The sequence below is a fragment of the Klebsiella sp. G-Nf4 genome (assembly GCF_002810615.1).
GTDB classification, from domain to species: Bacteria; Pseudomonadota; Gammaproteobacteria; order Enterobacterales; family Enterobacteriaceae; genus Klebsiella; species Klebsiella variicola.
In genome coordinates, this window is sequence record NZ_PION01000008.1 from 1 (window position 1) to 20,412 (window position 20,412).

At 57.3% G+C, this 20,412-nt stretch carries 18 protein-coding genes; 11 read left to right on the forward strand and 7 right to left on the reverse strand.

What is annotated here, in order from left to right; all coding sequences use genetic code 11:
• Together CWM57_RS16700 and CWM57_RS16705 are read left to right on the forward strand one after the other, a co-directional pair.
• The coding region (locus CWM57_RS16700; protein ID WP_133122280.1) for a sodium ion-translocating decarboxylase subunit beta at positions 1-365 on the forward strand (365 nt) is incomplete at its 5' end.
• A gap of 59 nt (positions 366-424) precedes the next feature.
• The gene (locus CWM57_RS16705) at positions 425-1,135 is read left to right on the forward strand and encodes a hypothetical protein (protein WP_100676244.1); all 711 of its coding nucleotides are present in this window, start codon (positions 425-427) and stop codon (positions 1,133-1,135) included.
• Positions 1,136-1,160: 25 nt separating this feature from the next.
• Here CWM57_RS16705 and degS read toward each other — a convergent pair whose 3' ends face one another.
• From degS to zapG, 3 genes are all read right to left on the reverse strand, one after another.
• A complete protein-coding gene (gene degS / locus CWM57_RS16710) occupies positions 1,161-2,219 on the reverse strand; it encodes an outer membrane-stress sensor serine endopeptidase DegS (protein ID WP_008806667.1) in 1,059 nt (352 codons plus the stop codon).
• 87 nt (positions 2,220-2,306) lie between these two features.
• Complete coding sequence (gene degQ / locus CWM57_RS16715; RefSeq protein WP_074387482.1) at positions 2,307-3,674, reverse strand: serine endoprotease DegQ; 1,368 nt, start codon at positions 3,672-3,674, stop codon at positions 2,307-2,309.
• A gap of 173 nt (positions 3,675-3,847) precedes the next feature.
• On the reverse strand, positions 3,848-4,246 hold the full coding sequence (gene zapG, locus CWM57_RS16720; protein WP_012540461.1) for a Z-ring associated protein ZapG: 399 nt from the start codon (positions 4,244-4,246) through the stop codon (positions 3,848-3,850).
• Between the two features lie 190 nt (positions 4,247-4,436).
• Between zapG and zapE the strand changes: the two genes are divergently transcribed.
• From zapE to CWM57_RS16755, 7 genes are all read left to right on the forward strand, one after another.
• Complete coding sequence (zapE, locus tag CWM57_RS16725; protein WP_074387483.1) at positions 4,437-5,567, forward strand: cell division protein ZapE; 1,131 nt, start codon at positions 4,437-4,439, stop codon at positions 5,565-5,567.
• Between the two features lie 266 nt (positions 5,568-5,833).
• Complete coding sequence (rplM, locus tag CWM57_RS16730; RefSeq protein WP_002918559.1) at positions 5,834-6,262, forward strand: 50S ribosomal protein L13; 429 nt, start codon at positions 5,834-5,836, stop codon at positions 6,260-6,262.
• A 15-nt stretch (positions 6,263-6,277) separates the two neighbouring features.
• Positions 6,278-6,670 (forward strand): 30S ribosomal protein S9, encoded by a 393-nt coding sequence (gene rpsI, locus CWM57_RS16735; protein WP_000829815.1) that lies wholly within the window; start codon positions 6,278-6,280, stop codon positions 6,668-6,670.
• A gap of 57 nt (positions 6,671-6,727) precedes the next feature.
• Positions 6,728-6,940, forward strand: a complete 213-nt coding sequence (locus CWM57_RS27775) for a hypothetical protein (RefSeq protein WP_141669864.1) — start codon at positions 6,728-6,730, stop codon at positions 6,938-6,940.
• Between the two features lie 41 nt (positions 6,941-6,981).
• Complete coding sequence (sspA, locus tag CWM57_RS16745; RefSeq protein ID WP_002918467.1) at positions 6,982-7,620, forward strand: stringent starvation protein SspA; 639 nt, start codon at positions 6,982-6,984, stop codon at positions 7,618-7,620.
• Between the two features lie 3 nt (positions 7,621-7,623).
• Positions 7,624-8,118: a ClpXP protease specificity-enhancing factor gene (gene sspB, locus CWM57_RS16750; RefSeq protein ID WP_008806663.1), complete on the forward strand. Its 495-nt coding sequence runs from the start codon at positions 7,624-7,626 to the stop codon at positions 8,116-8,118.
• A gap of 120 nt (positions 8,119-8,238) precedes the next feature.
• The gene (locus tag CWM57_RS16755) at positions 8,239-8,943 is read left to right on the forward strand and encodes an N-acetylmannosamine-6-phosphate 2-epimerase (RefSeq protein ID WP_100676245.1); all 705 of its coding nucleotides are present in this window, start codon (positions 8,239-8,241) and stop codon (positions 8,941-8,943) included.
• Between the two features lie 55 nt (positions 8,944-8,998).
• On the opposite strand, the gene gltD is transcribed toward CWM57_RS16755, so the two are convergent.
• Both gltD and gltB read right to left on the reverse strand, forming a co-directional pair.
• A complete protein-coding gene (gene gltD / locus CWM57_RS16760; RefSeq protein ID WP_074387485.1) occupies positions 8,999-10,417 on the reverse strand; it encodes a glutamate synthase subunit GltD in 1,419 nt (472 codons plus the stop codon).
• A gap of 9 nt (positions 10,418-10,426) precedes the next feature.
• The gene (gene gltB, locus CWM57_RS16765) at positions 10,427-14,887 is read right to left on the reverse strand and encodes a glutamate synthase large subunit (RefSeq protein WP_008806660.1); all 4,461 of its coding nucleotides are present in this window, start codon (positions 14,885-14,887) and stop codon (positions 10,427-10,429) included.
• Between the two features lie 673 nt (positions 14,888-15,560).
• On the opposite strand from gltB, the gene CWM57_RS16775 reads away from it, so the two are divergent.
• Positions 15,561-16,496 (forward strand): TIGR01212 family radical SAM protein, encoded by a 936-nt coding sequence (locus tag CWM57_RS16775; protein ID WP_008806659.1) that lies wholly within the window; start codon positions 15,561-15,563, stop codon positions 16,494-16,496.
• A 46-nt stretch (positions 16,497-16,542) separates the two neighbouring features.
• Here the strand turns inward: CWM57_RS16775 and CWM57_RS16780 are convergent, their stop codons facing one another.
• Entirely contained in the window at positions 16,543-17,826 is a 1,284-nt protein-coding gene (locus CWM57_RS16780) for an MFS transporter (protein WP_008806658.1), read from the reverse strand.
• Positions 17,827-17,912: 86 nt separating this feature from the next.
• Positions 17,913-18,929: a Zn-dependent oxidoreductase gene (locus CWM57_RS16785; protein ID WP_100676246.1), complete on the reverse strand. Its 1,017-nt coding sequence runs from the start codon at positions 18,927-18,929 to the stop codon at positions 17,913-17,915.
• Positions 18,930-19,216: 287 nt separating this feature from the next.
• Here CWM57_RS16785 and uxuA point away from each other — a divergent pair, with 287 nt between their 5' ends.
• Positions 19,217-20,281, forward strand: a complete 1,065-nt coding sequence (gene uxuA / locus CWM57_RS16790; protein WP_047667027.1) for a mannonate dehydratase — start codon at positions 19,217-19,219, stop codon at positions 20,279-20,281.
• Positions 20,282-20,412: the final 131 nt, after the last annotated feature.

Here is a 20,412-nt window from a genome sequence, read left to right on the forward strand (position 1 = left end):
TGATCAACATCGTGACCATCTTCCTCGGGCTGTCGGTGGGGGCCAAGCTGGTGGCGGACAAGTTCCTGCAGCCGCAGACGCTGGGCATTCTGCTGCTGGGGGTGATCGCCTTCTGCGTGGGGACCGCGGCCGGGGTGCTGATGGCGAAGCTGATGAACGTGTTCAGTAAACACAAAATCAACCCGCTGATTGGTTCCGCCGGGGTGTCGGCGGTGCCGATGGCGGCCAGGGTGTCGAACAAGGTGGGTCTGGAAGCGGACGGGCAGAACTTCCTGCTGATGCACGCCATGGGCCCGAACGTGGCGGGGGTGATCGGCTCGGCGATCGCCGCCGGGGTGATGCTCAAGTACGTGCTGGCGATGTAGGCCAGCCAGTTCCCGCGGCTGGCATACCGGCCGCGGAGATTTCTCATAAGGAGACGGTGATGAATGAAGCCATAGCATGCTGTCCGGAAAACCGGACATCAACACGGGAGGCGGTGGTTGACGCCATGCTGGCGTCAGGCGATGAACTTGCACAACTGCAGCCGGCGCTGAACCTGCTTTCGCCCCCGCTGAACGCCACGCCTGGTGAAGCGCTGCTGGCCAGCTGTTATGAGGCCGGAGCTGACCACAACGCTGACAAGGCGACACGGGCGGTGACTGCCTTACCGGCGGCGGTCGTGCGCTCTGCGACGCCCTCGCTGCAGCGCAGCGGTCTGCTGTGCATGGCGGCCGGGGCGCTCAGCGCCCGGCATCTTCCGCTGACGCACAACCGGCTGTGCGACGTGGCGGGGCAGTTCGCCCGCGCAATCCCTGAAGGCGATGAAGAGGCGGGCAGTGGATTTTATACCGTGCGCAGCGTGTCCCTGCCCGTCTACCGGCGGCTGCGGCGGGATAACCATTCTCACAGCGTCTGTCTGCAGCAGGCGCTGCTGCATTTGCTGGCCTGGAAGAGTGAGTCGCCCTGGGCGCGACAGCAGGCGCAGCGCCTGCTCTGGCAGGGTGGCGTGCTGGGTGAGAAGGGGGAGTTTGCGCTACTGACGCTGGATGATGAGCTTCGCGAGCGACAGATAGTCTGGCCCGCGCTGAGATCGCTGCTGGCGGTGACCGGGTTTCTGGTCAGATACCCGGCCGGTCCGGTATTTAGCGATTAACGAGACTCCCCAAACGGGGAGCCGTTTAGTTGGTGGCCGGGTATTCCTGGACGGCGATATGGAGCGTAATTTTCTTATCATCACGCATGATGACTACCGGAATTTCCGATCCCGGGCGGATCTCGGCCACCTGATCCATCGTCTCCAGTGCAGAGACCGCAGGTTTGTCATTCACGGAGATGATCACGTCGTTGGCGCGGATCCCGGCTTGTGCTGCGGGGCCATCAGGCGCCACATCGTTAACCACGATCCCCTGGATCTGATCGATCCCGCCACCCTGCGCGTGCAGCGGGGCGATCTCCCGGCCGCTAATGCCGATATAGCCGCGGATCACCCGGCCATCCCGGATCAGCTTATCCATAATTTTGGTCGCTAACTGGAACGGGATCGCAAAGCCAATGCCTTCCGGTGTTTCGCCGTCATTGCTTTTGTCAAAGGAGAGGGTGTTAATCCCCATCAGCTCGCCGAGAGAGTTCACCAGCGCCCCACCCGAGTTACCGTGGTTAATCGAGGCGTCAGTCTGCAGGAAGTTCTGGCGGCCGGTGGGGTTGAGGCCAATGCGCCCTGTGGCGCTGATGATCCCCTGAGTGATGGTCTGCCCCAGGTTATAGGGGTTGCCAATCGCCAGGACGACATCGCCAATATGCGGCGTGCGTTTCGGGTTGATCGGGATCACCGGCAGCCCGCCGGTGGCGTTGATCTTCAGCACGGCGAGGTCAGTCAGGGTGTCGGAGCCGACCAGCAGCGCTTCGAAGACGCGGCCGTCCTGCAGCGCGACAATGATCTGATCGGCATCGTTGATAACGTGCTTGTTGGTCAGGATATAGCCGCGCTGGTCCATGATCACCCCGGAGCCAAGCGTCAGCTGATTATGGCTGGTGCTGTTCAGAGCGCGGTTATAGACGTTCACCACGGCGGGCGCCGCGCGGCGTACGGCGGCGTTATAGCTCACAGGGGAGTCGTCTGCCGTATCGTTCTGGGTGGTCGGCGTCAGCTGCCACTGGCGCAGCGATGGCATCAGGGCCAGCAGCAGGCCCCCGACAATCAAACCGATGAGTATCGAACGTAATAACTTTCCAGGCATGATGCAAATATCGTTAATGAATGGTCAGACGCAGCATAGCATGAGTTGTCCGGACATCGCACATGGCGGCGATGTCCGGGAAGACAATCAGCGCAGCAGCAGATAAATGCTTTCGTTGCCGCGGATCACGTTCAGGGCGATGACCGGCGGTTTGCCTTCAAGCACTTTGCGCAGTTCGGCAATCGAGTGAATACGTTCCCGGTTAAGGCCAATGACAATGTCGTCTTTATGCAGGCCGACCTGGGCAGCGGCGCTGCCTTTATCGACATTGTCGATTACCACCCCTTTGGTTCCGTCCTTCATCTGACCATCGCTGAGCGAGGCTCCCTGCAGGGCAGGGATAATCAGCTCGGCGCTGGCGGTGGAGGAAGTGCTCTTATCCAGCGTCACTTCGACATCGACCGGTTTTCCGTCGCGCAGCAGGCCAAGTTTGACCTTGGTGCCCGGTTCGGTGGTGGCGATACGCGAGCGCAGTTCGGCAAAACTGTTCAGCGGCTTGCCGTTCAGACTGACGATGACGTCGCCGGATTTGATCCCCGCTTTGGCGGAACCGGAGTTTGGCAGCACTTCACTGACGAAGGCGCCGCGCTGAACGTCGAGATTCATCGCCTTGGCGATATCGGCGCTCATTTCCATGCCTTTAATGCCCAGCAGGCCGCGTTTGATTTCGCCAAACTGAATGAGCTGGTCGGCGAGGGTTTTCGCCATGTTGCTTGGAATGGCAAAGCCGATGCCGATGCTGCCGCCGCCCGGCGCCAGGATCGCGGTGTTGATCCCGATAAGCTCGCCATTGAGGTTCAGCAGCGCGCCGCCGGAGTTGCCGCGGTTAATCGAGGCATCGGTCTGGATGAAATTCTCCAGCCCTTCAAGATTCAGGCCGCTGCGGCCAAGGGCAGAGATAATGCCGGAGGTGGCAGTCTGGCCAAGGCCGAACGGGTTGCCGACGGCGACGGCGAAGTCGCCGACGCGGAGTTTATCGGAGTCAGCAATGGCGATTTGCGTCAGGTTCGCCGGCTTAACCAGCTGCAGCAGCGCAATGTCGCTCTGTTCATCGCTGCCGACCAGTTTGGCATCAAACTCACGGCCATCGTTCAGCTGGACGCTGATCTTCTGCGCCTGATTGATGACGTGGCTATTGGTCAAGACGTAGCCCTTCGCCGCGTCGATGATGACGCCGGAGCCGAGCCCTTCAAACGGCTGCGCCTGCTCTTGCGGGGCGTTATCGCCAAAATATTTTTTCAGCTCTTCCGGCATATTTTGCGTCGGCGAAGCGGTACCTTCCACCTGCACGCTAACCACCGCTGGCAGGACCTTTTCCAGCATCGGCGCCAGGCTTGGTAACGCGCCCTGGCCGGGCACCTGAGTCGGTAAGGATGCTGCTGCCGGAGGCAGGGCCGACAACGATAACCCAATGCTTAACGCTAACGCACTCAACAGCAAAGTCTGTTTCTTCATTAGATGCTGGCTCTCGTAACCTGAGGTGAATGGAAGAACGTCCTGAATAACCTGATGTTATTGAATTTTTGCACAGGTAACAATGTGGGTACTGGTTTAAATTGTAGCCGGGAAGTGGGGGAAGGAGCGGGCGCGGTGGGTGCGCCCGGAGATATTTTATCAGACGCGATCAATTAATCGCGTTTTGCGCCACCGCGCAGTAAACCGGATGCGCCTTCAGAGTAGTCGCGCGGCATCTGGACAGGGGCCTGATCGTTGCTGGCTTCTGACTCTTCCAGGCGGTTGCGGAACGGGTTGGCGTCTGCCATAGAGTCCGGCAGCAGGTTGTTAGAGCTTTTCGCCATATGCTGATACAGCTGACGATAGTCGTGCGCCATGTTATCCAGCAGTTCGGCGCTGCGCGCGAAGTGGCTGACCAGCTCTTCACGGTATTCTTCAAGCTCGGCTTTATTTTTTTCCAGTTCGAACTGCAGCGCCTGCTGCTGGCGCAGTTTGCGGTTGCCGAAACGCATGGCGACGGCACCAATAATGATACCGACGACTAATCCAATTAGCGCGTATTCCCAGGTCATGAACATCTCCCGTTGTTTTGTGGTTCCGTAGGGTGGCTGTTAGGCTCTCCGCCTGCGCCCGATAGTGCCACTATAACCGCTAATTCCACAGAAGTGGAATCCTGGCGTATCATCGCGTAGTGTAGAACGGCCTTTTTTTCGTCAATCGTGAGCTTCGGCATTACGGTTTTCAAGGAATAACAATTAGATCATGCAAAGCCTGTCTCCAACATCGCGTTACCTTTTAGCCCTGAAAGAGGGCAGCCATCAACCCGACGACGTCCAGCAAGAAGCGGTGAGCCGCCTTGATACCATTTACCAGGAACTGCAGACTCAGCCCGCGCCCGTCGTGTCAGGCGGCGGTTTGCGCGCGAAATTCGGCAAACTGCTGGGTAAGCGCGAACCGGCTGCCGAGGCGGCACCTGTCCGCGGCCTGTATATGTGGGGCGGCGTGGGGCGGGGGAAAACCTGGCTGATGGACCTGTTTTACCAGAGTCTGCCGGGCGAGCGTAAGCAGCGCCTGCATTTTCATCGCTTTATGCTGCGCGTGCACGAAGAGCTGACCACCCTGCAGGGACATAGCGACCCGCTGGAGATTGTCGCCGACCGTTTCAAGGCGGAAACGGATGTGCTCTGTTTCGACGAGTTTTTCGTCTCCGATATTACCGATGCCATGCTGTTGGGCGGGTTGATGAAAGCCCTGTTTGCCCGCGGCATCACCCTGGTCGCCACCTCCAATATTCCGCCGGATGAGCTCTATCGCAATGGCCTGCAGCGCGCTCGTTTTCTGCCTGCTATCGACGCCATCAAGCAGCATTGCGATATTATGAACGTCGATGCCGGCATCGATTATCGTCTGCGTACGCTGACGCAGGCGCACCTGTGGCTGTCGCCGCTGAACAGTGAAACTCGCGAACAGATGGATAAACTGTGGCTGGCGCTAGCCGGGGCGCCGCGCGCGGCTGTCGGCCCGACGCTGGAGATTAACCACCGCGAGCTGCCCACGCTTGGCGTCGAAAACCAGACGCTGGCGGCGTCGTTCGCCACGCTGTGTGTGGATGCCCGTAGCCAGCATGACTATATTGCTCTCTCCCGTCTGTTCCACACCGTGATGCTGCTCGACGTGCCGGTGATGACCGCGCAGCTGGAGAGCGAAGCGCGGCGCTTTATCGCTCTGGTGGATGAGTTCTATGAGCGCCACGTGAAGCTGGTGGTCAGCGCCGCGGTGCCGCTGTACGACATTTATCAGGGTGAGCGGCTGAAGTTTGAGTTTCAGCGCTGTCTGTCGCGTCTGCAGGAAATGCAGAGCGAAGAGTACCTCAAGCGCCCGCACATGCCCTGACAGGGCACTTTTTCCCGGCAGATTCCGGGCCGGAAGGCTGCCCCGGGACCTGCCTGAAAAATCTCATAAAGGGGTCGATCTTTGACCCCGACTTCTCTATAATCTTGCGACCCCACGTTACGAGAAGGTTTTTTTCCCGAAACTTTCTATGTGCCGGCATAGGCTATTCGAAGGGGTAGGTTTGCTGGACAATGTCGTGTGAACCTCAACTGACTAAACGTTTGGGTGTTCACCAACGTGTAACTTATTATTTGGGTAAGCTTTTAATGAAAACTTTTACAGCTAAACCAGAAACCGTAAAACGCGACTGGTATGTTGTTGACGCGACCGGTAAAACTCTGGGCCGTCTGGCTACTGAACTGGCTCGTCGCCTGCGCGGTAAGCATAAAGCGGAATACACTCCGCACGTTGATACCGGTGATTACATCATCGTTCTGAACGCAGAAAAAGTTGCTGTAACCGGCAACAAGCGCGAAGACAAAATGTACTACCACCACACCGGCCACATCGGTGGTATCAAAGAAGCGACCTTTGAAGAGATGATTGCCCGCCGTCCTGAGCGTGTGATTGAAATCGCGGTTAAAGGCATGCTGCCAAAAGGCCCGCTGGGTCGTGCTATGTACCGTAAACTGAAAGTTTACGCGGGTAACGAGCACAACCACGCGGCACAGCAACCGCAAGTTCTTGACATCTAATCGGGATTATAGGCAATGGCTGAAAATCAATACTACGGCACTGGTCGCCGCAAAAGTTCCGCAGCTCGCGTTTTCATCAAACCGGGCAACGGTAAAATCGTTATCAACCAGCGTTCTCTGGAACAGTACTTCGGTCGCGAAACTGCCCGCATGGTAGTTCGCCAGCCGCTGGAACTGGTCGACATGGTTGAGAAACTGGATCTGTACATCACTGTTAAAGGTGGTGGTATCTCTGGTCAGGCTGGTGCGATCCGTCACGGTATCACCCGCGCTCTGATGGAGTACGATGAGTCTCTGCGTGGCGAACTGCGTAAAGCAGGCTTCGTTACTCGTGATGCTCGTCAGGTTGAACGTAAGAAAGTCGGCCTGCGTAAAGCACGTCGTCGTCCGCAGTTCTCCAAACGTTAATTGTTTTCTGCTCACGCAGAACAATTTGCGAAAAAACCCGCTCCGGCGGGTTTTTTTATGGATAAAACGGCTGTTATCCACAATCATGTCGCCGCTTTTCGCCACTTTTTCAGCATTTCCAGAATCCCCTCACCACAACGTCTTCAAAATCTGGTAAACTATCATCCAATTTTCTGCCCAAATGCTGGTGATTGTTCATTTTTTGTTTTATTCGTGAACGAAGGTGACATCGCGCTACTGGGGTTTTTACATCTGGCCGGTCATGAGTGACTGGCAGCAGTACAAAATTCTGAATATACCTGGAGGTTTTCATGGCTGTCGCTGCCAACAAACGTTCGGTAATGACGCTGTTTTCTGGTCCTACTGACATCTATAGCCATCAGGTCCGCATTGTGCTGGCTGAGAAGGGTGTCAGTTTTGAGATAGAGCACGTGGAGAAGGACAACCCACCTCAGGATCTGATTGACCTCAACCCGAATCAAAGCGTACCGACGCTGGTGGATCGTGAGCTCACTCTGTGGGAATCTCGCATCATTATGGAGTATCTGGATGAGCGTTTCCCGCATCCGCCGTTAATGCCGGTTTATCCGGTGGCGCGTGGAGAAAGCCGCCTGTATATGCAACGTATCGAGAAGGACTGGTATTCGCTGATGAATACCATCCAGAGCGGTACCGCAGCACAAGCTGATGCTGCGCGTAAGCAGCTGCGTGAAGAACTGCTGGCTATCGCGCCGGTCTTCACCCAGAAACCTTACTTCCTGAGCGACGAGTTCAGCCTGGTAGATTGCTACCTGGCGCCGCTGCTGTGGCGTTTGCCGGTTCTGGGTGTGGAACTGGTTGGCGCAGGCGCGAAAGAGCTCAAAGGCTACATGACTCGCGTATTTGAGCGTGATTCCTTCCTCGCTTCTTTAACTGAAGCCGAGCGTGAAATGCGCCTCGGTCGGGGCTAAATAATGGATGTATCACAGCTGACGCCGCGTCGCCCGTATCTGTTACGGGCGTTTTATGAGTGGCTGCTGGATAACCAGCTGACGCCGCACCTGGTAGTGGATGTCACTCTGCCGGGCGTGCTCGTACCGATGGAGTATGCGCGCGACGGTCAAATCGTTCTCAATATTGCCCCGCGTGCGGTCGGCAATCTGGAGCTGGCGAATGACGAGGTGCGTTTTAACGCGCGCTTTGGCGGCGTTCCGCGCAACGTTTCCGTCCCGCTGGCTGCGGTACTCGCCATCTATGCCCGTGAGAACGGCGCTGGCACGATGTTCGAACCTGAGGCGGCCTATGACGAAGATGTCAGCAGCCTCAACGATGATGACGTCGCGCCTGAGAGCGAAAGCGAAACGGTGATGTCGGTGATTGATGGCGATAAGCCGGATAATCACGACGACGATCCTGACGACACGCCGCCGCCGCGCGGTGGTCGCCCGGCGCTCCGCGTTGTGAAGTAACGCCTGACAGGCCCTCCGGGGCCTGTTTTTTTTTGCCTGCCTGCTTTGTTAACCCCGCCACACATCACGCGTCCTGCGGCTGATACTGTTATTGCCACACTTATCTTTCAGGGAGCAGTTATGTCTTTACTTGCACAACTGGATCGGCGTATTCGCCATGACGGCGGGTTAATTGTCTCCTGTCAGCCGGTACCGGGCAGCCCGCTGGATAACCCCGCCATCGTCGCGGCGATGGCGCTGGCGGCAGAGCAGGCGGGGGCGGTGGCGCTGCGCATAGAAGGTCTGGCCAACCTGCATGCCGTTCGTCCGTTAGTGACGGTGCCCATTATCGCGCTGATTAAGCGCGATCTGCATGATAGCCCGGTGCGTATTACGCCGTGGCTTGAGGATGTGAATGCCCTGGCGCAGGCGGGGGCCGATATCATTGCGGTTGACGGCACGCGGCGTCAGCGTCCGGCCTCTGTCGCATCGTTGTTGGCGGCAATTCACCGCCAGGGGAAAAACGCGATGGCAGATTGTTCCTCTCTCGACGATGCCCTTGAATGCTGGCAATTGGGTTTCGATATGGTTGGCACCACCCTCTCAGGCTATACCGCAGAGGAGACACCGGACGAACCGGACCTGGCGCTGGTGAAAAGCCTGAGCGCCGCGGGCTGCAGAGTCATCGCCGAGGGGCGCTACAATACGCCTGCGCAGGCGGCTGAGGCGATGCGTTGCGGTGCGTGGGCGGTAACCGTCGGATCGGCGATCACCCGTTTAGAGCATATCTGCGGCTGGTATAATTCGGCGCTGAAAGCGGCGGTTTGCCCGGCGAATGAGCAATAAAAAAGCCCGATGGCGTTAACCATCGGGCTTTTATGCGCTGAGGCTCAGAGCCTAGTCAGACTTCAAGGTAGTTCAGGATCCCGTCCGCCGCTTTACGGCCTTCGGCAATCGCAGTGACCACCAGGTCGGAACCGCGAACGATATCGCCACCGGCGAAGATTTTCGGGTTGCTGGTCTGGAACGCGTTGTCGCTGCCTTCCGGCGCGATGATGCGGCCCTGAGAGTCCAGCTCGACGCTGTGCTTCGCCAGCCACTCCATGCTGTGCGGACGGAAGCCAAAGGCCATTACCACCGCATCAGCCGGCACCACGTGTTCAGAACCGGCGACGATCTCCGCGCGACGGCGGCCTTTCGCGTCCGGCTGGCCCATCTCGGTGCGCGCCATCTTCACGCCGCACACTTTGCCATTGGCATTCACTTCCACACCCAGCGGCTGGACGTTGAACTGGAACTCAACGCCTTCTTCACGCGCGTTTTTCACTTCGCGTTTTGAACCCGGCATGTTCTCTTCGTCACGACGATAGGCACAGATCACGTGCGCCGCATTCTGACGAATGGAGGTCCGCACGCAGTCCATCGCGGTGTCGCCACCGCCGAGCACGACCACGCGTTTGCCTTCCATGCTGACGTAGGGCTCATCAGCGGTTTCACCGAAGCCCATGATCTGCTTGGTGTTAGCGATCAGGAACGGCAGCGCGTCGTAGACGCCCGGGGCGTCTTCGTTGTCCAGTCCGCCGCGCATCGACTGATAGGTCCCGACGCCGAGGAACACGGCATCGTACTCCTTCAGCAGGTCGTCGAGCTGCACGTCGCGGCCCACTTCGATATTGAGTTTGAACTCAATACCCATGCCGGTGAAGATTTCACGGCGGCGGGTCATCACCTCTTTTTCCAGCTTGAACGCCGGGATACCGAACGTCAGCAGGCCACCGATTTCCGGATGGCGGTCAAACACCACCGCTTTGACGCCGTTGCGGGTCAGCACGTCGGCACAGGCGAGGCCCGCCGGGCCAGCACCGATGATAGCGACGGTTTTACCGGTCGGCTTCACGCCGGAGAGATCCGGGCGCCAGCCCATTTCAAACGCTTTGTCATTGATATAGCGTTCGATGTTGCCGATGGTCACCGCGCCGAACTCATCGTTCAGCGTACAGGAGCCTTCACACAGGCGGTCCTGTGGGCAAACGCGCCCGCAGACTTCCGGCAGGGTGTTGGTCTGATGCGACAGCTCAGCCGCCTCAAAAATACGCCCCTCGTTGGCCAGCTTCAGCCAGTTCGGGATGTAGTTATGCACCGGGCATTTCCATTCGCAGTACGGGTTGCCGCAGGAGAGGCAGCGATCTGCCTGCGCCTTGGCCTGGCCTTCTGAAAACGGCTCGTAAATTTCCACAAACTCAATTTTACGGATCTTCAGCGGTTTCTTTGGCGGATCAACGCGCTGCAGGTCGATAAATTGATAAACGTTCTGACTCATCTTAACCCCTTACTGCGCCTGCACCCGCAGCTCAGCTGCGGAACGACTACGGTGACCCAACAGTGCTTTAACATCGCTGGACTTCGGTTTAACCAGCGCAAACTTCGCGGAGAAGGCCGGCCAGTTGGCGAGGATCTCTTCGCCACGTTGCGAACCGGTAAGCTGCACGTGTTCGGTGATTAAACCGCGCAGGTGCTCTTCATGAATAGCCAGAGAATCAACGTCCAGCACTTCCACCAGTTCCGGGTTCACGCGTTTACGGAAGTCGCCATCTTCATCCAGGACATAAGCAAAGCCGCCGGTCATCCCTGCGCCAAAGTTGACGCCGGTTTTACCGAGCACGCAGACGATGCCGCCGGTCATATATTCACAGCCGTTGTCACCGATGCCTTCCACCACGGTAATGGCGCCGGAGTTACGCACGGCGAAACGCTCACCTGCGCGGCCTGCGGCGTACAGACGACCACCGGTCGCGCCGTACAGGCAGGTGTTGCCGATAATGCTGGCTTCGTGGCTGCGGAACGCAGAGCCGACCGGAGGACGAATGGCCAGCAGACCGCCCGCCATGCCTTTACCGACATAGTCGTTGGCATCGCCGGTCAGATGCAGCTCTACGCCACCGGCGTTCCACACGCCGAAGCTCTGGCCCGCGGTGCCGCTAAAGTGGGCGACGATCGGATCCCCGGCCAGTCCCTGGTCACCATGGGTCTGGGCAATATACCCGGACAGCGAGGCCCCCACGGAGCGGTCGGTATTGCGGATATCGAACCAGAACGTTTTGCTCTGCTTTTCATCCACGTACGGTTTCGCCTGCTGCAGCAGCTGCGCGTTGAGTACACCGTTATCGAACGGTGGGTTGTTCTCGGTGCAGTACAGCGCTTTGCCCGGATGCGGCTCTGCGGTCTCCAGCAGTTTACCCAGATCCAGTTTCTGCTGTTTGGCAGTAAACCCATCCAGCTCTTTGAGCAGATCGGTGCGGCCAATCAGATCCACCAGACGCTTGACGCCCAGCTGGGCCATCAGCTCGCGGGTCTCACGGGCGATAAATTCAAAGTAGTTGGTCACTTTGAACGGCAGACCGTGATAGTGGTTCTTACGCAGTTTGTCATCCTGAGTCGCCACGCCGGTCGCGCAGTTGTTCAGGTGGCAAATACGCAGGTATTTACAGCCCAGCGCGACCATCGGGCCGGTACCGAAACCGAAGCTCTCTGCGCCGAGGATCGCCGCTTTGATGATATCGAGGCCGGTTTTCAGGCCGCCGTCCACCTGCAGACGGATCTTATGACGCAGACCGTTAGCGACCAGCGCCTGCTGGGTTTCCACCAGGCCAAGCTCCCACGGACAGCCGGCATATTTCACCGATGAGAGCGGGCTCGCCCCGGTACCGCCGTCGTAGCCGGCGATGGTGATCAGATCGGCATAGGCTTTGGCCACGCCGGTGGCGATGGTGCCAACGCCCGGTTCAGAAACCAGTTTGACCGAAATCATCGCTTTCGGGTTGACCTGCTTGAGGTCGAAAATCAGCTGCGCCAAATCCTCGATAGAGTAGATATCGTGGTGCGGCGGCGGGGAAATCAGCGTCACGCCCGGTACGGAATAGCGCAGTTTGGCGATATACGGGGTGACTTTATCACCCGGCAACTGACCGCCTTCACCCGGTTTCGCCCCCTGGGCGACTTTGATCTGGATGACGTCGGCATTGACCAGATAGGCTGGCGTGACGCCGAAGCGGCCGGACGCGACCTGCTTGATGCGCGACACTTTATTGGTGCCGTAGCGCGCCGGGTCTTCACCGCCTTCACCGGAGTTAGAGAAACCGCCGATGCTGTTCATCGCTTCCGCCAGCGATTCGTGTGCTTCAGGGCTCAGCGCGCCGATCGACATCGCCGCGGTATCGAAGCGTTTGAACAGCTCTTTCGCCGGTTCTACGTCGTCGATACTGATAGCGTCTTCGCCTGGATTGAGCGCCAGCAGATCGCGCAGCGTGGCCGCCGGACGTTCGTTAACCAGTTTCGCGTATTGTTGATAGTCGCTGTATTCGCCGCTCTGCACGGCCTTCTGCAGGGTCTGAACCACGTCCGGGTTGTAGGCGTGATATTCACCGCCGTGCACGAACTTCAGCAGGCCGCCCTGAGCCAGTGGCTTACGTGCCAGCCAGGCGCGTTTCGACAGATTCAGCAGATCCTGCTGGAAATCGTCGAAGCCGGCGCCGCCGATGCGGCTGACCACGCCCTGGAAGCAGAGATCGGAAACCTCGCGATGCAGACCGACGGCTTCGAACAGCTTCGAGCAGCGGTAGGACGCGATGGTGGAGATCCCCATCTTCGACATGATTTTGTACAGACCTTTGTTGATACCGTTGCGATAGTTCAGCATCACCGCACGGTAGGCTTTATCGATAGCTTTGCTGTCGACCAGCTTCGCCAGCGTTTCATAGGCGAGGTACGGATAGATAGCGGTCGCGCCGAAGCCGAGCAGGACCGCAAAGTGATGCGGATCGCGGGCGCTGGCGGTTTCAACGATGATGTTGGCATCGCAGCGCAGACTTTTATCGACCAGACGGGTCTGGATCGCGCCAACGGCCATCGGCGCCGGTACCGGCAGACGGTCTTTGGCGATGTTGCGGTCGGACAGCACCAGCAGCACGGTACCCTCGCGCACCATTTGCTCTGCTTTGTCACACAGGGCTTTCACCGTCTCGCTGAGCGAGGCCTCTGCCGGGTTAAACGTGATGTCGAGGACGTCGGCACGATAGTGCTCTTCTTCCATCGTCGTCAGCTGTTTGAAATCGGAGTACAGCAGGATCGGCGATTTGAAGCTCAGGCGATGGGCCTGGCCTTCCGCTTCGCAGAAGACGTTCATTTCGCGACCGATGCTGGTGGCCAGCGACATGACGTGCGCTTCACGCAGCGGATCGATAGGCGGGTTAGTCACCTGGGCGAACTGTTGACGGAAGTAATCGTAGATAATGCGCGGCTGGCTGGAGAGCACGGCGAAAGGTGTGTCATCGCCCATCGAACCGACTGCTTCCTGGCCATTTTCGCCGAGCACGCGCAGGACGGAGTCCAGCTCTTCCGCGCTGTAGTTAAACTGTTTCTGGTAGCTGGCGAGCGTGTCGTCATCCAGTTGGCGGCTGCCGACTTCTTCTTCCGGCAGATCTTCGAACGGCACCAGGCGACGAACGTTTTTCTCCATCCACTCTTTGTACGGGTGGCGGCTCTTCAGATCGTCATCGGTTTCCGCCGAGTGCAGAATGCGTCCGGCGCGGGTATCGATAACCATCAGCTCGCCTGGGCCCACGCGGCCTTTCTCGACCACTTCGTCCGGCTGGTAGTCCCAGATACCGACTTCAGAGGCGCAGGTGATGAGCTTATCTTTGGTAATGACGTAGCGCGCCGGGCGCAGGCCATTACGATCGAGGTTACAGGCAGCGTAGCGGCCATCGGACATGACGATGCCCGCCGGGCCGTCCCACGGCTCCATATGCATGGAGTTAAAGTCGAAGAACGAACGCAGCTCCGGATCCATATCCGGGTTGTTCTGCCAGGCTGGCGGCACCAGCAGGCGCATGGCGCGCACGATATCCATCCCGCCGGCCAGCAGCAGCTCCAGCATGTTGTCCATTGAACTGGAGTCAGAGCCGGTTTCGTTAACGAACGGCGCGGCGTCGTGCAGATCCGGGATCAGCGGGGTCTGGAACTTATAGGTACGGGCGCGGGCCCACTGGCGGTTGCCGGTGATGGTGTTGATTTCACCGTTGTGCGCCAGGTAACGGAACGGCTGCGCCAGCGGCCAGCGCGGCACGGTGTTGGTGGAGAAGCGCTGGTGGAACAGGCAGATAGCCGACTCCAGGCGCAGGTCCGCGAGGTCCAGGTAGAAGCGCGGCAAATCCGCCGGCATACACAGACCTTTATAGATGTTGACCAGGTTGGACAGGCTACAAACGTAGAAATCTTTGTCTTCCTGCAGGCGTTTTTCAATGCGACGACGCGCAATAAACAGACGGCGCTCCATATCGCGCGGGCGCCAGCCAGCCGGGGCGTTCACAAAGATTTGCTCAATACGGGGCAGCGAGGAGAGGGCGATTTCACCGAGGACGCCTTCGTTGGTCGGCACATCGCGCCAGCCGACAATCGACAGGGTCTCAAGCTGAAGTTCTTCTTCAACGATGCGGCGCGCCGCTTTAGCCAGCTCAGGATCTTTATTCAGGAACAGCATCCCAACGGCGTAGTTTTTGGCTAAACGCCAGCCGCGCTCTTCAGCAACGATGCGGAAGAAACGATCGGGTTTTTGCAGCAGCAGACCGCAACCGTCGCCGGTTTTACCATCGGCAAGGATTGCGCCACGGTGCTGCATGCGGGCCAGTGCGTGTATCGCGGTTCGCACTACCTTGTGGCTAGGTTCGCCTTCTATGTGGGCGATCAGGCCGAAACCACAGTTATCCCTCTCAAGGGATTTGTCGTACAACATATCAGTGAACCTCCCCAGGCTCTGCGGACACCCTCCGATACCGATTGCGCACAGGCACAGAAAGAGTATGGCGACGGGGTTTGCACCTCGCATTCGCCCTCTTTAAATCCTTTTCGCATCGGTACACAAGTTTGAGGACTTGCTGTTAAGAGGGAATCTCAATTACTGCATAAATATGATGAGCAGAGTGCTCATCCAGAAAGCTTCCAGCGGATTCCCAACTTATCGGGAATCCACACTTACGTCAAATGGCAATCTTATTAATACAAAAATGTGCTATACAGGTGTTAACTTGTTGTTTTAAAAATAAATAGTGCCATTTTTCGTGCTATGAATACGCCTCAGGAAGGTCAGGCTAGTGTGATCTGTCTCACTGTGCACGCGGCTTTGCATTACCGTTATGCGCTGAAATGCATGTCATCATTAGCATATTTGACTGCCATATATTTTCTCAATGGATATTAATACTGTTTTTTACCGTGAAGAAGATTAGGGCTATCCGCAGGTGAAATATAAGGAAAACTCATCACCACAGAGGTGAATGAAATTGCAGTAATCATGATTGTTTATGCAATGAGGGTGGCCGCCGCGCTGACGATTGATCCAGGTCATCGCCGTCGGTGACAAAAAGTGGCAGGCTTGGCCCCCTTTGTTGAGGCCGGTCTATCAGATTATGCAGTTACAGAAATTAGTCAATATGTTTGGTGGGGATCTTATGCGCCGCTATGGCGAAAAGGTCCATAAGCTGACGCTGCACGGCGGTTTTAGCTGCCCGAACCGCGACGGCACGCTGGGCCGCGGCGGTTGCACTTTCTGTAATGTGGCTTCCTTTGCCGATGAGGCGCAGCAGCATCGCTCCATCGCCGAACAGCTCGCTCATCAGGCGCAGCTCGTCAACCGGGCAAAGCGCTATCTGGCCTATTTCCAGGCCTATACCAGCACCTTCGCTGAAGTGCAGGTGCTCCGCTCGATGTATCGTCAGGCCATCAGCCAGGCGAATATTGTCGGCCTCTGCGTCGGCACCCGCCCGGACTGCGTGCCGGAGGCAGTCCTCGATCTGCTGAGTGAATATCATGAGCAAGGATATGAGGTATGGCTGGAGCTGGGACTGCAAACCGCGCACGATAAAACCCTGCATCGGATTAACCGCGGGCATGATTTCGCTTGCTACCAGCGTACTGCGCGTCTGGCGCGAGCGCGAGGGCTGAAGGTCTGCGCACATCTGATCGTCGGCCTGCCCGGAGAGACCCAGGGCCATTGCCTGGAGACGCTGGAGCGGGTGGTGGCGACCGGCGTGGACGGCATCAAGCTGCACCCGCTGCACATTGTCAAAGGCAGTATTATGGCCAAAGCGTGGCAGGCCGGGCGTCTCAATGGCATTGAGCTGGAGGCGTATACCGTGACCGCCGGGGAGATGATTCGCCATACGCCGCCGGAGGTGATCTATCACCGGATATCGGCCAGCGCCCGTCGACCCACGCTATTGGCGCCGCTGTGGTGCGAAAATCGCTGGACCGGAATGGTTGAACTGGATCGCTATCTGAATGAGCAGGGCGCTCAGGGCTCGGCGCTAGGCCGCAGCTGGGCTGTGCCCCTGGCGGAGAAGTAGAAGCAGACGATGTCCGGGCCAAGGCCGGACATCGCTCTTCAGCCATTTATGCCTGACTGGCTTTCATCGTCATCCGTGGGGTTTTAATCACCAGCAGCACCAGCACGGCGCCAAGCGCGGCGATAGTGCCGGCGAGAATAAAGGCGCTGTCGAATTTGCCGGTGGACTGCACGATATAGCCCGTGACAATCGGCCCCACGATGCCGGAGACGCTGCCGATAAGATGGATAAAGCCGCTGGCGCCGCCGACGCGGGATTTATGCACCACGTCCTGAATAATCGCCCAGTAGATCGCCCCGGTCACATAGAGGAAAAAGATGGAGACCGACATCAGCAGAACGGCAGGAACGACACTGCTAACGGTACCGGCGAGCCCCACGCAGAGCGCGGCCATTAGCAGGCATACCACCAGCACGATTTTGCGCGACAGCAGCAGCCTTCCGGTAAGGTTAAATATTTTATCGGATATATAACCCCCCAGCGCCAGACCGACAAAACCGACGATCCACGGGATCATGGTGGTGAGACTCATCTGTTTAATATCCAGATGGTGCTGCTGGACCAGATAGGATGGGAACCAGCTGAGAAAGAAAAACAGAATATAGTTGTAGCAGAAGAACGCAAATGCCGTCACCAGAATAATAGGCTGCTTGAGATAATAACCCAATGAGTGAGCCGTTTGATTTTCTACGGTTTCGAGGGCGTCCTCCTCTTGCTTCATTTTATTAATGAGCATGAGCTCTTCCTGACTGACATGCTTATGTTTGTCAGGTGAGTTAGCCGCAATAAAAAACCACACGACCATCCACACAATACCGATGGCGAAAATAATCATAAACGCGGGACGCCAGCCGAAAGCCAAGGCCAGATAACCGACGATGGGACCGGCGACCGCGCCGCCCAGCGGAGAGCCGGCGCTGAGGAACCCCACTGCGGTTGCCGCTTGCTTTTTAGGAAACCAGCCGTTAATCATCTTGTTTGCTGAGGCGCAAATCGGGCCCTCTGCCATCCCGAAGAGCACCCGCAGCACCAGCATGGAATAAAAGCCGGTGGCAACCGCGGTTAAGCCGCAAAACAGCGACCATAACCCAACCGCCAGGCCCATCACTAATGTGGCGCCAAATTTATCGACGGCGAGGCCGCCAATAAAATTAAAGACCGCGTAGCCGAAGAAAAAACTGCCGAAAATCATACCAAATTGTTCAGCGTTAAGTGCAAGGTCCTTTTCAATCATCGGCACCGTAATGGATAACGCCACCCGGTCCAGATAATTTATCATATATACTAAAAATAATAACAGGACGATAATCCAGCGAATATTTTTTCCCATGATAACACCATGCTCATTATATGATTTATATCAGGCGCGGCGGATCTACAGATATCCGTCGGCCGTTATTTAAAAATGATGTCGGCTTAGCCTAGCTGCAGCAGCACTTTGCAGCAGGTCTTCCGATCGTTGGCGAAAATCTCCATGGCCTCTTTCACCTGCTCCAGCGGCATACAGTGGGTGATTAACGCCTCAGGATGAATAAGGCCTTTCTCCATCCAGTCGATGACCAGCGGAAAGCGCCCGCTGTTCAGCCGGGAGGAGAAAATGGAGATCTCTTTACTGGTGATGCTTTGCTGGGTCAGCGTGGACGCCTCGCCGGAGAAACCGAGTATGCCGATACGGGCGGCAGGGGAGGCGAGGAGGATTGCCTCCTGCAGAATGGCTGGGTGGCAGGCGGCATCAATGACCAGCGTGGGGGCTAGCTGCCGCTGCGCCAGCTGATCCGCCAGCGGCTGATGGGTGTTATCGAGCGTCAGATCGGCGCAGTTGTCCCGCGCCATCTGTAGACGCTCGGCAATGCGGTCCACGACGATCACCTGCTTAACGCCATACACCCCCTTCAGCGCCTGGATGATCGTCAGACCCATCGGGCCAGCGCCGTAGACCAGGGCGATATCCTGCGGCGTGGGCTGCAGCTGGGCGGTAATGTTTGCCGCAATAGTAAAAGGCTCAACCATTGTCGCCTGACGATCGCTGATGGCCTCCGGAATGCGCCAGGCATTTTTGGCCGGCACGCAGGCATAGTCGCTGAATCCCCCATCGCGGTGCACCCCGATGACCTGGAGCTGCGCGCAAACATTCGGCCGACCTACCGAGCAGGGATAACAATGGCCGCAGCTGACTACGGGGTCGACCGCGACGCGTTCGCCGATACGCGACGGAGAGACCTGCTCGCCGACGGCATCGATAGTGCCGAAGAATTCATGACCAATAACGCGGGGATATTTCGCGAAGGGGTTGTGGCCCTGATAGATGTGCACATCGGAACCGCAGATCCCGGCAAAGGCGATTTTCACCCGTACTTCATGGCTGCCCGGAACGGGAACCGGACGTGATTCAATGTTCAGCTGGCCTGGCTCTTTGACGACGACGCTTCTCATTTCTGTTCCTTCCATTGTCTGTTTTGCGAACGAATTTCGCCTGTTTTATTACCATACAAGTATGCATTTGATCATAAATAGCTCTGGATCACATTTGGAAGAGGTCGTCAGAAAAAGCCAGACTATTATTAATCTATTGAAATAAATTGAAAAAAAATATGAATACGCCGGGATGGGCTTGCCCGGTGCAGGAATGTGATCGTTATCACGACAGTGAAGGACAATTCGATTATGATTACTGGTATGGTAGTAGGGTAAAAATTCAAATTATGAAGCAGGTGATAACGATGCAGATGACAATGCGCTGGTTTGGGCCAGAGGAAGACAAGGTTTCATTAGAGCATATACGACAGGTGCCCGGCGTGGAGGGGGTCGTCGGCGCGCTCTATGACGTCGCGGTGGGTGAGGTATGGCCAGTCGATAAAATTGAGCGTCTGGTCAGCCAGGCCCATGCCGCGGGCCTGAAAATGGAGGTGATAGAGAGCGTCAACATTCATGATGACATTAAAATCGGCCTTCCTTCCCGTGACCGCTATATTGCCAACTATCAGCAGACCATTCGCCACCTTGCCCGCTTCGGCGTCAAAGTTATCTGTTATAACTTCATGCCGGTTTTCGACTGGATGAAAACGGATATGAACTACGTCCTGCCGGATGGCTCGCTGACGATGGCTTTTGAGAAGAAAGATATCGATAAGCGGCTGGAAGACGTGGTGAAAGAGGTACTGGAGAACTCAAACGGCTTCGCCTTGCCGGGCTGGGAGCCTGAACGGCTGGCGGAGGTGCAGACCCTGTTTGCCAAATATAGCGCGGTGGATGACCACAAGCTGCGGGAGAACCTGGTCTATTTTCTGCGGGCGGTGATCCCGGTCTGTGAAGAGGTCGGGGTGAAAATGGCGATCCATCCGGACGATCCGCCGTACTCGATTTTTGGCCTGCCGCGGGTGGTCAAAAACCGCGACGATCTGGACTGGATCTGCCGGGCCGTCGACTCGCCCGCCAACGGCATCACGCTCTGCACCGGCTCGATTGCCGAAGATCCGGATAACGATGTGTACGCTATCCTGGCAGAGTTTACCCGGCGCAAGCGGATCCATTTCGCCCACGTCCGCAATATTAAGCTGATGCAGGATAAAGACTTTTACGAGTGCGCGCATCCATCAGAGTACGGTTCGCTGGATATGTATAAGGTGATGCAAGCGCTGTATGACAACGGGTTCGACGGCTATATTCGCCCGGATCATGGCCGCTTTATCTGGGGAGAGACCGGACGGCCGGGCTATGGCTTGTACGACCGCGCCCTCGGCGTGACCTACCTGAAGGGGCTCTGGGAGGCGTTAAGCAAGCGCTAACCACTCTCCTGACCCTGCCTCTTTTTAGCGGCTGGTTCGCCTTGGCGACCAGCCGTCATATCAGCTCCTTCCCGCATTTTTTGCACAACTTACAGCGCATTGCTCAGAATTGAGTATTATTGTGCGGAGTT

What these genes read in the sequence shown, in the direction of transcription:
- CWM57_RS16705 (WP_100676244.1), top strand. Translation starts at nt 425, where the DNA reads ATGAATGAAGCCATAGCATGCTGTCCGGAAAACCGGACATCAACACGG.
- degS (WP_008806667.1), bottom strand. Translation starts at nt 2,219, where the DNA reads ATGCCTGGAAAGTTATTACGTTCGATACTCATCGGTTTGATTGTCGGG.
- degQ (WP_074387482.1), bottom strand. Translation starts at nt 3,674, where the DNA reads ATGAAGAAACAGACTTTGCTGTTGAGTGCGTTAGCGTTAAGCATTGGG.
- zapG (WP_012540461.1), bottom strand. Translation starts at nt 4,246, where the DNA reads ATGACCTGGGAATACGCGCTAATTGGATTAGTCGTCGGTATCATTATT.
- zapE (WP_074387483.1), top strand. Translation starts at nt 4,437, where the DNA reads ATGCAAAGCCTGTCTCCAACATCGCGTTACCTTTTAGCCCTGAAAGAG.
- rplM (WP_002918559.1), top strand. Translation starts at nt 5,834, where the DNA reads ATGAAAACTTTTACAGCTAAACCAGAAACCGTAAAACGCGACTGGTAT.
- rpsI (WP_000829815.1), top strand. Translation starts at nt 6,278, where the DNA reads ATGGCTGAAAATCAATACTACGGCACTGGTCGCCGCAAAAGTTCCGCA.
- CWM57_RS27775 (WP_141669864.1), top strand. Translation starts at nt 6,728, where the DNA reads ATGGATAAAACGGCTGTTATCCACAATCATGTCGCCGCTTTTCGCCAC.
- sspA (WP_002918467.1), top strand. Translation starts at nt 6,982, where the DNA reads ATGGCTGTCGCTGCCAACAAACGTTCGGTAATGACGCTGTTTTCTGGT.
- sspB (WP_008806663.1), top strand. Translation starts at nt 7,624, where the DNA reads ATGGATGTATCACAGCTGACGCCGCGTCGCCCGTATCTGTTACGGGCG.
- CWM57_RS16755 (WP_100676245.1), top strand. Translation starts at nt 8,239, where the DNA reads ATGTCTTTACTTGCACAACTGGATCGGCGTATTCGCCATGACGGCGGG.
- gltD (WP_074387485.1), bottom strand. Translation starts at nt 10,417, where the DNA reads ATGAGTCAGAACGTTTATCAATTTATCGACCTGCAGCGCGTTGATCCG.
- gltB (WP_008806660.1), bottom strand. Translation starts at nt 14,887, where the DNA reads ATGTTGTACGACAAATCCCTTGAGAGGGATAACTGTGGTTTCGGCCTG.
- CWM57_RS16775 (WP_008806659.1), top strand. Translation starts at nt 15,561, where the DNA reads ATGCAGTTACAGAAATTAGTCAATATGTTTGGTGGGGATCTTATGCGC.
- CWM57_RS16780 (WP_008806658.1), bottom strand. Translation starts at nt 17,826, where the DNA reads ATGGGAAAAAATATTCGCTGGATTATCGTCCTGTTATTATTTTTAGTA.
- CWM57_RS16785 (WP_100676246.1), bottom strand. Translation starts at nt 18,929, where the DNA reads ATGAGAAGCGTCGTCGTCAAAGAGCCAGGCCAGCTGAACATTGAATCA.
- uxuA (WP_047667027.1), top strand. Translation starts at nt 19,217, where the DNA reads ATGCAGATGACAATGCGCTGGTTTGGGCCAGAGGAAGACAAGGTTTCA.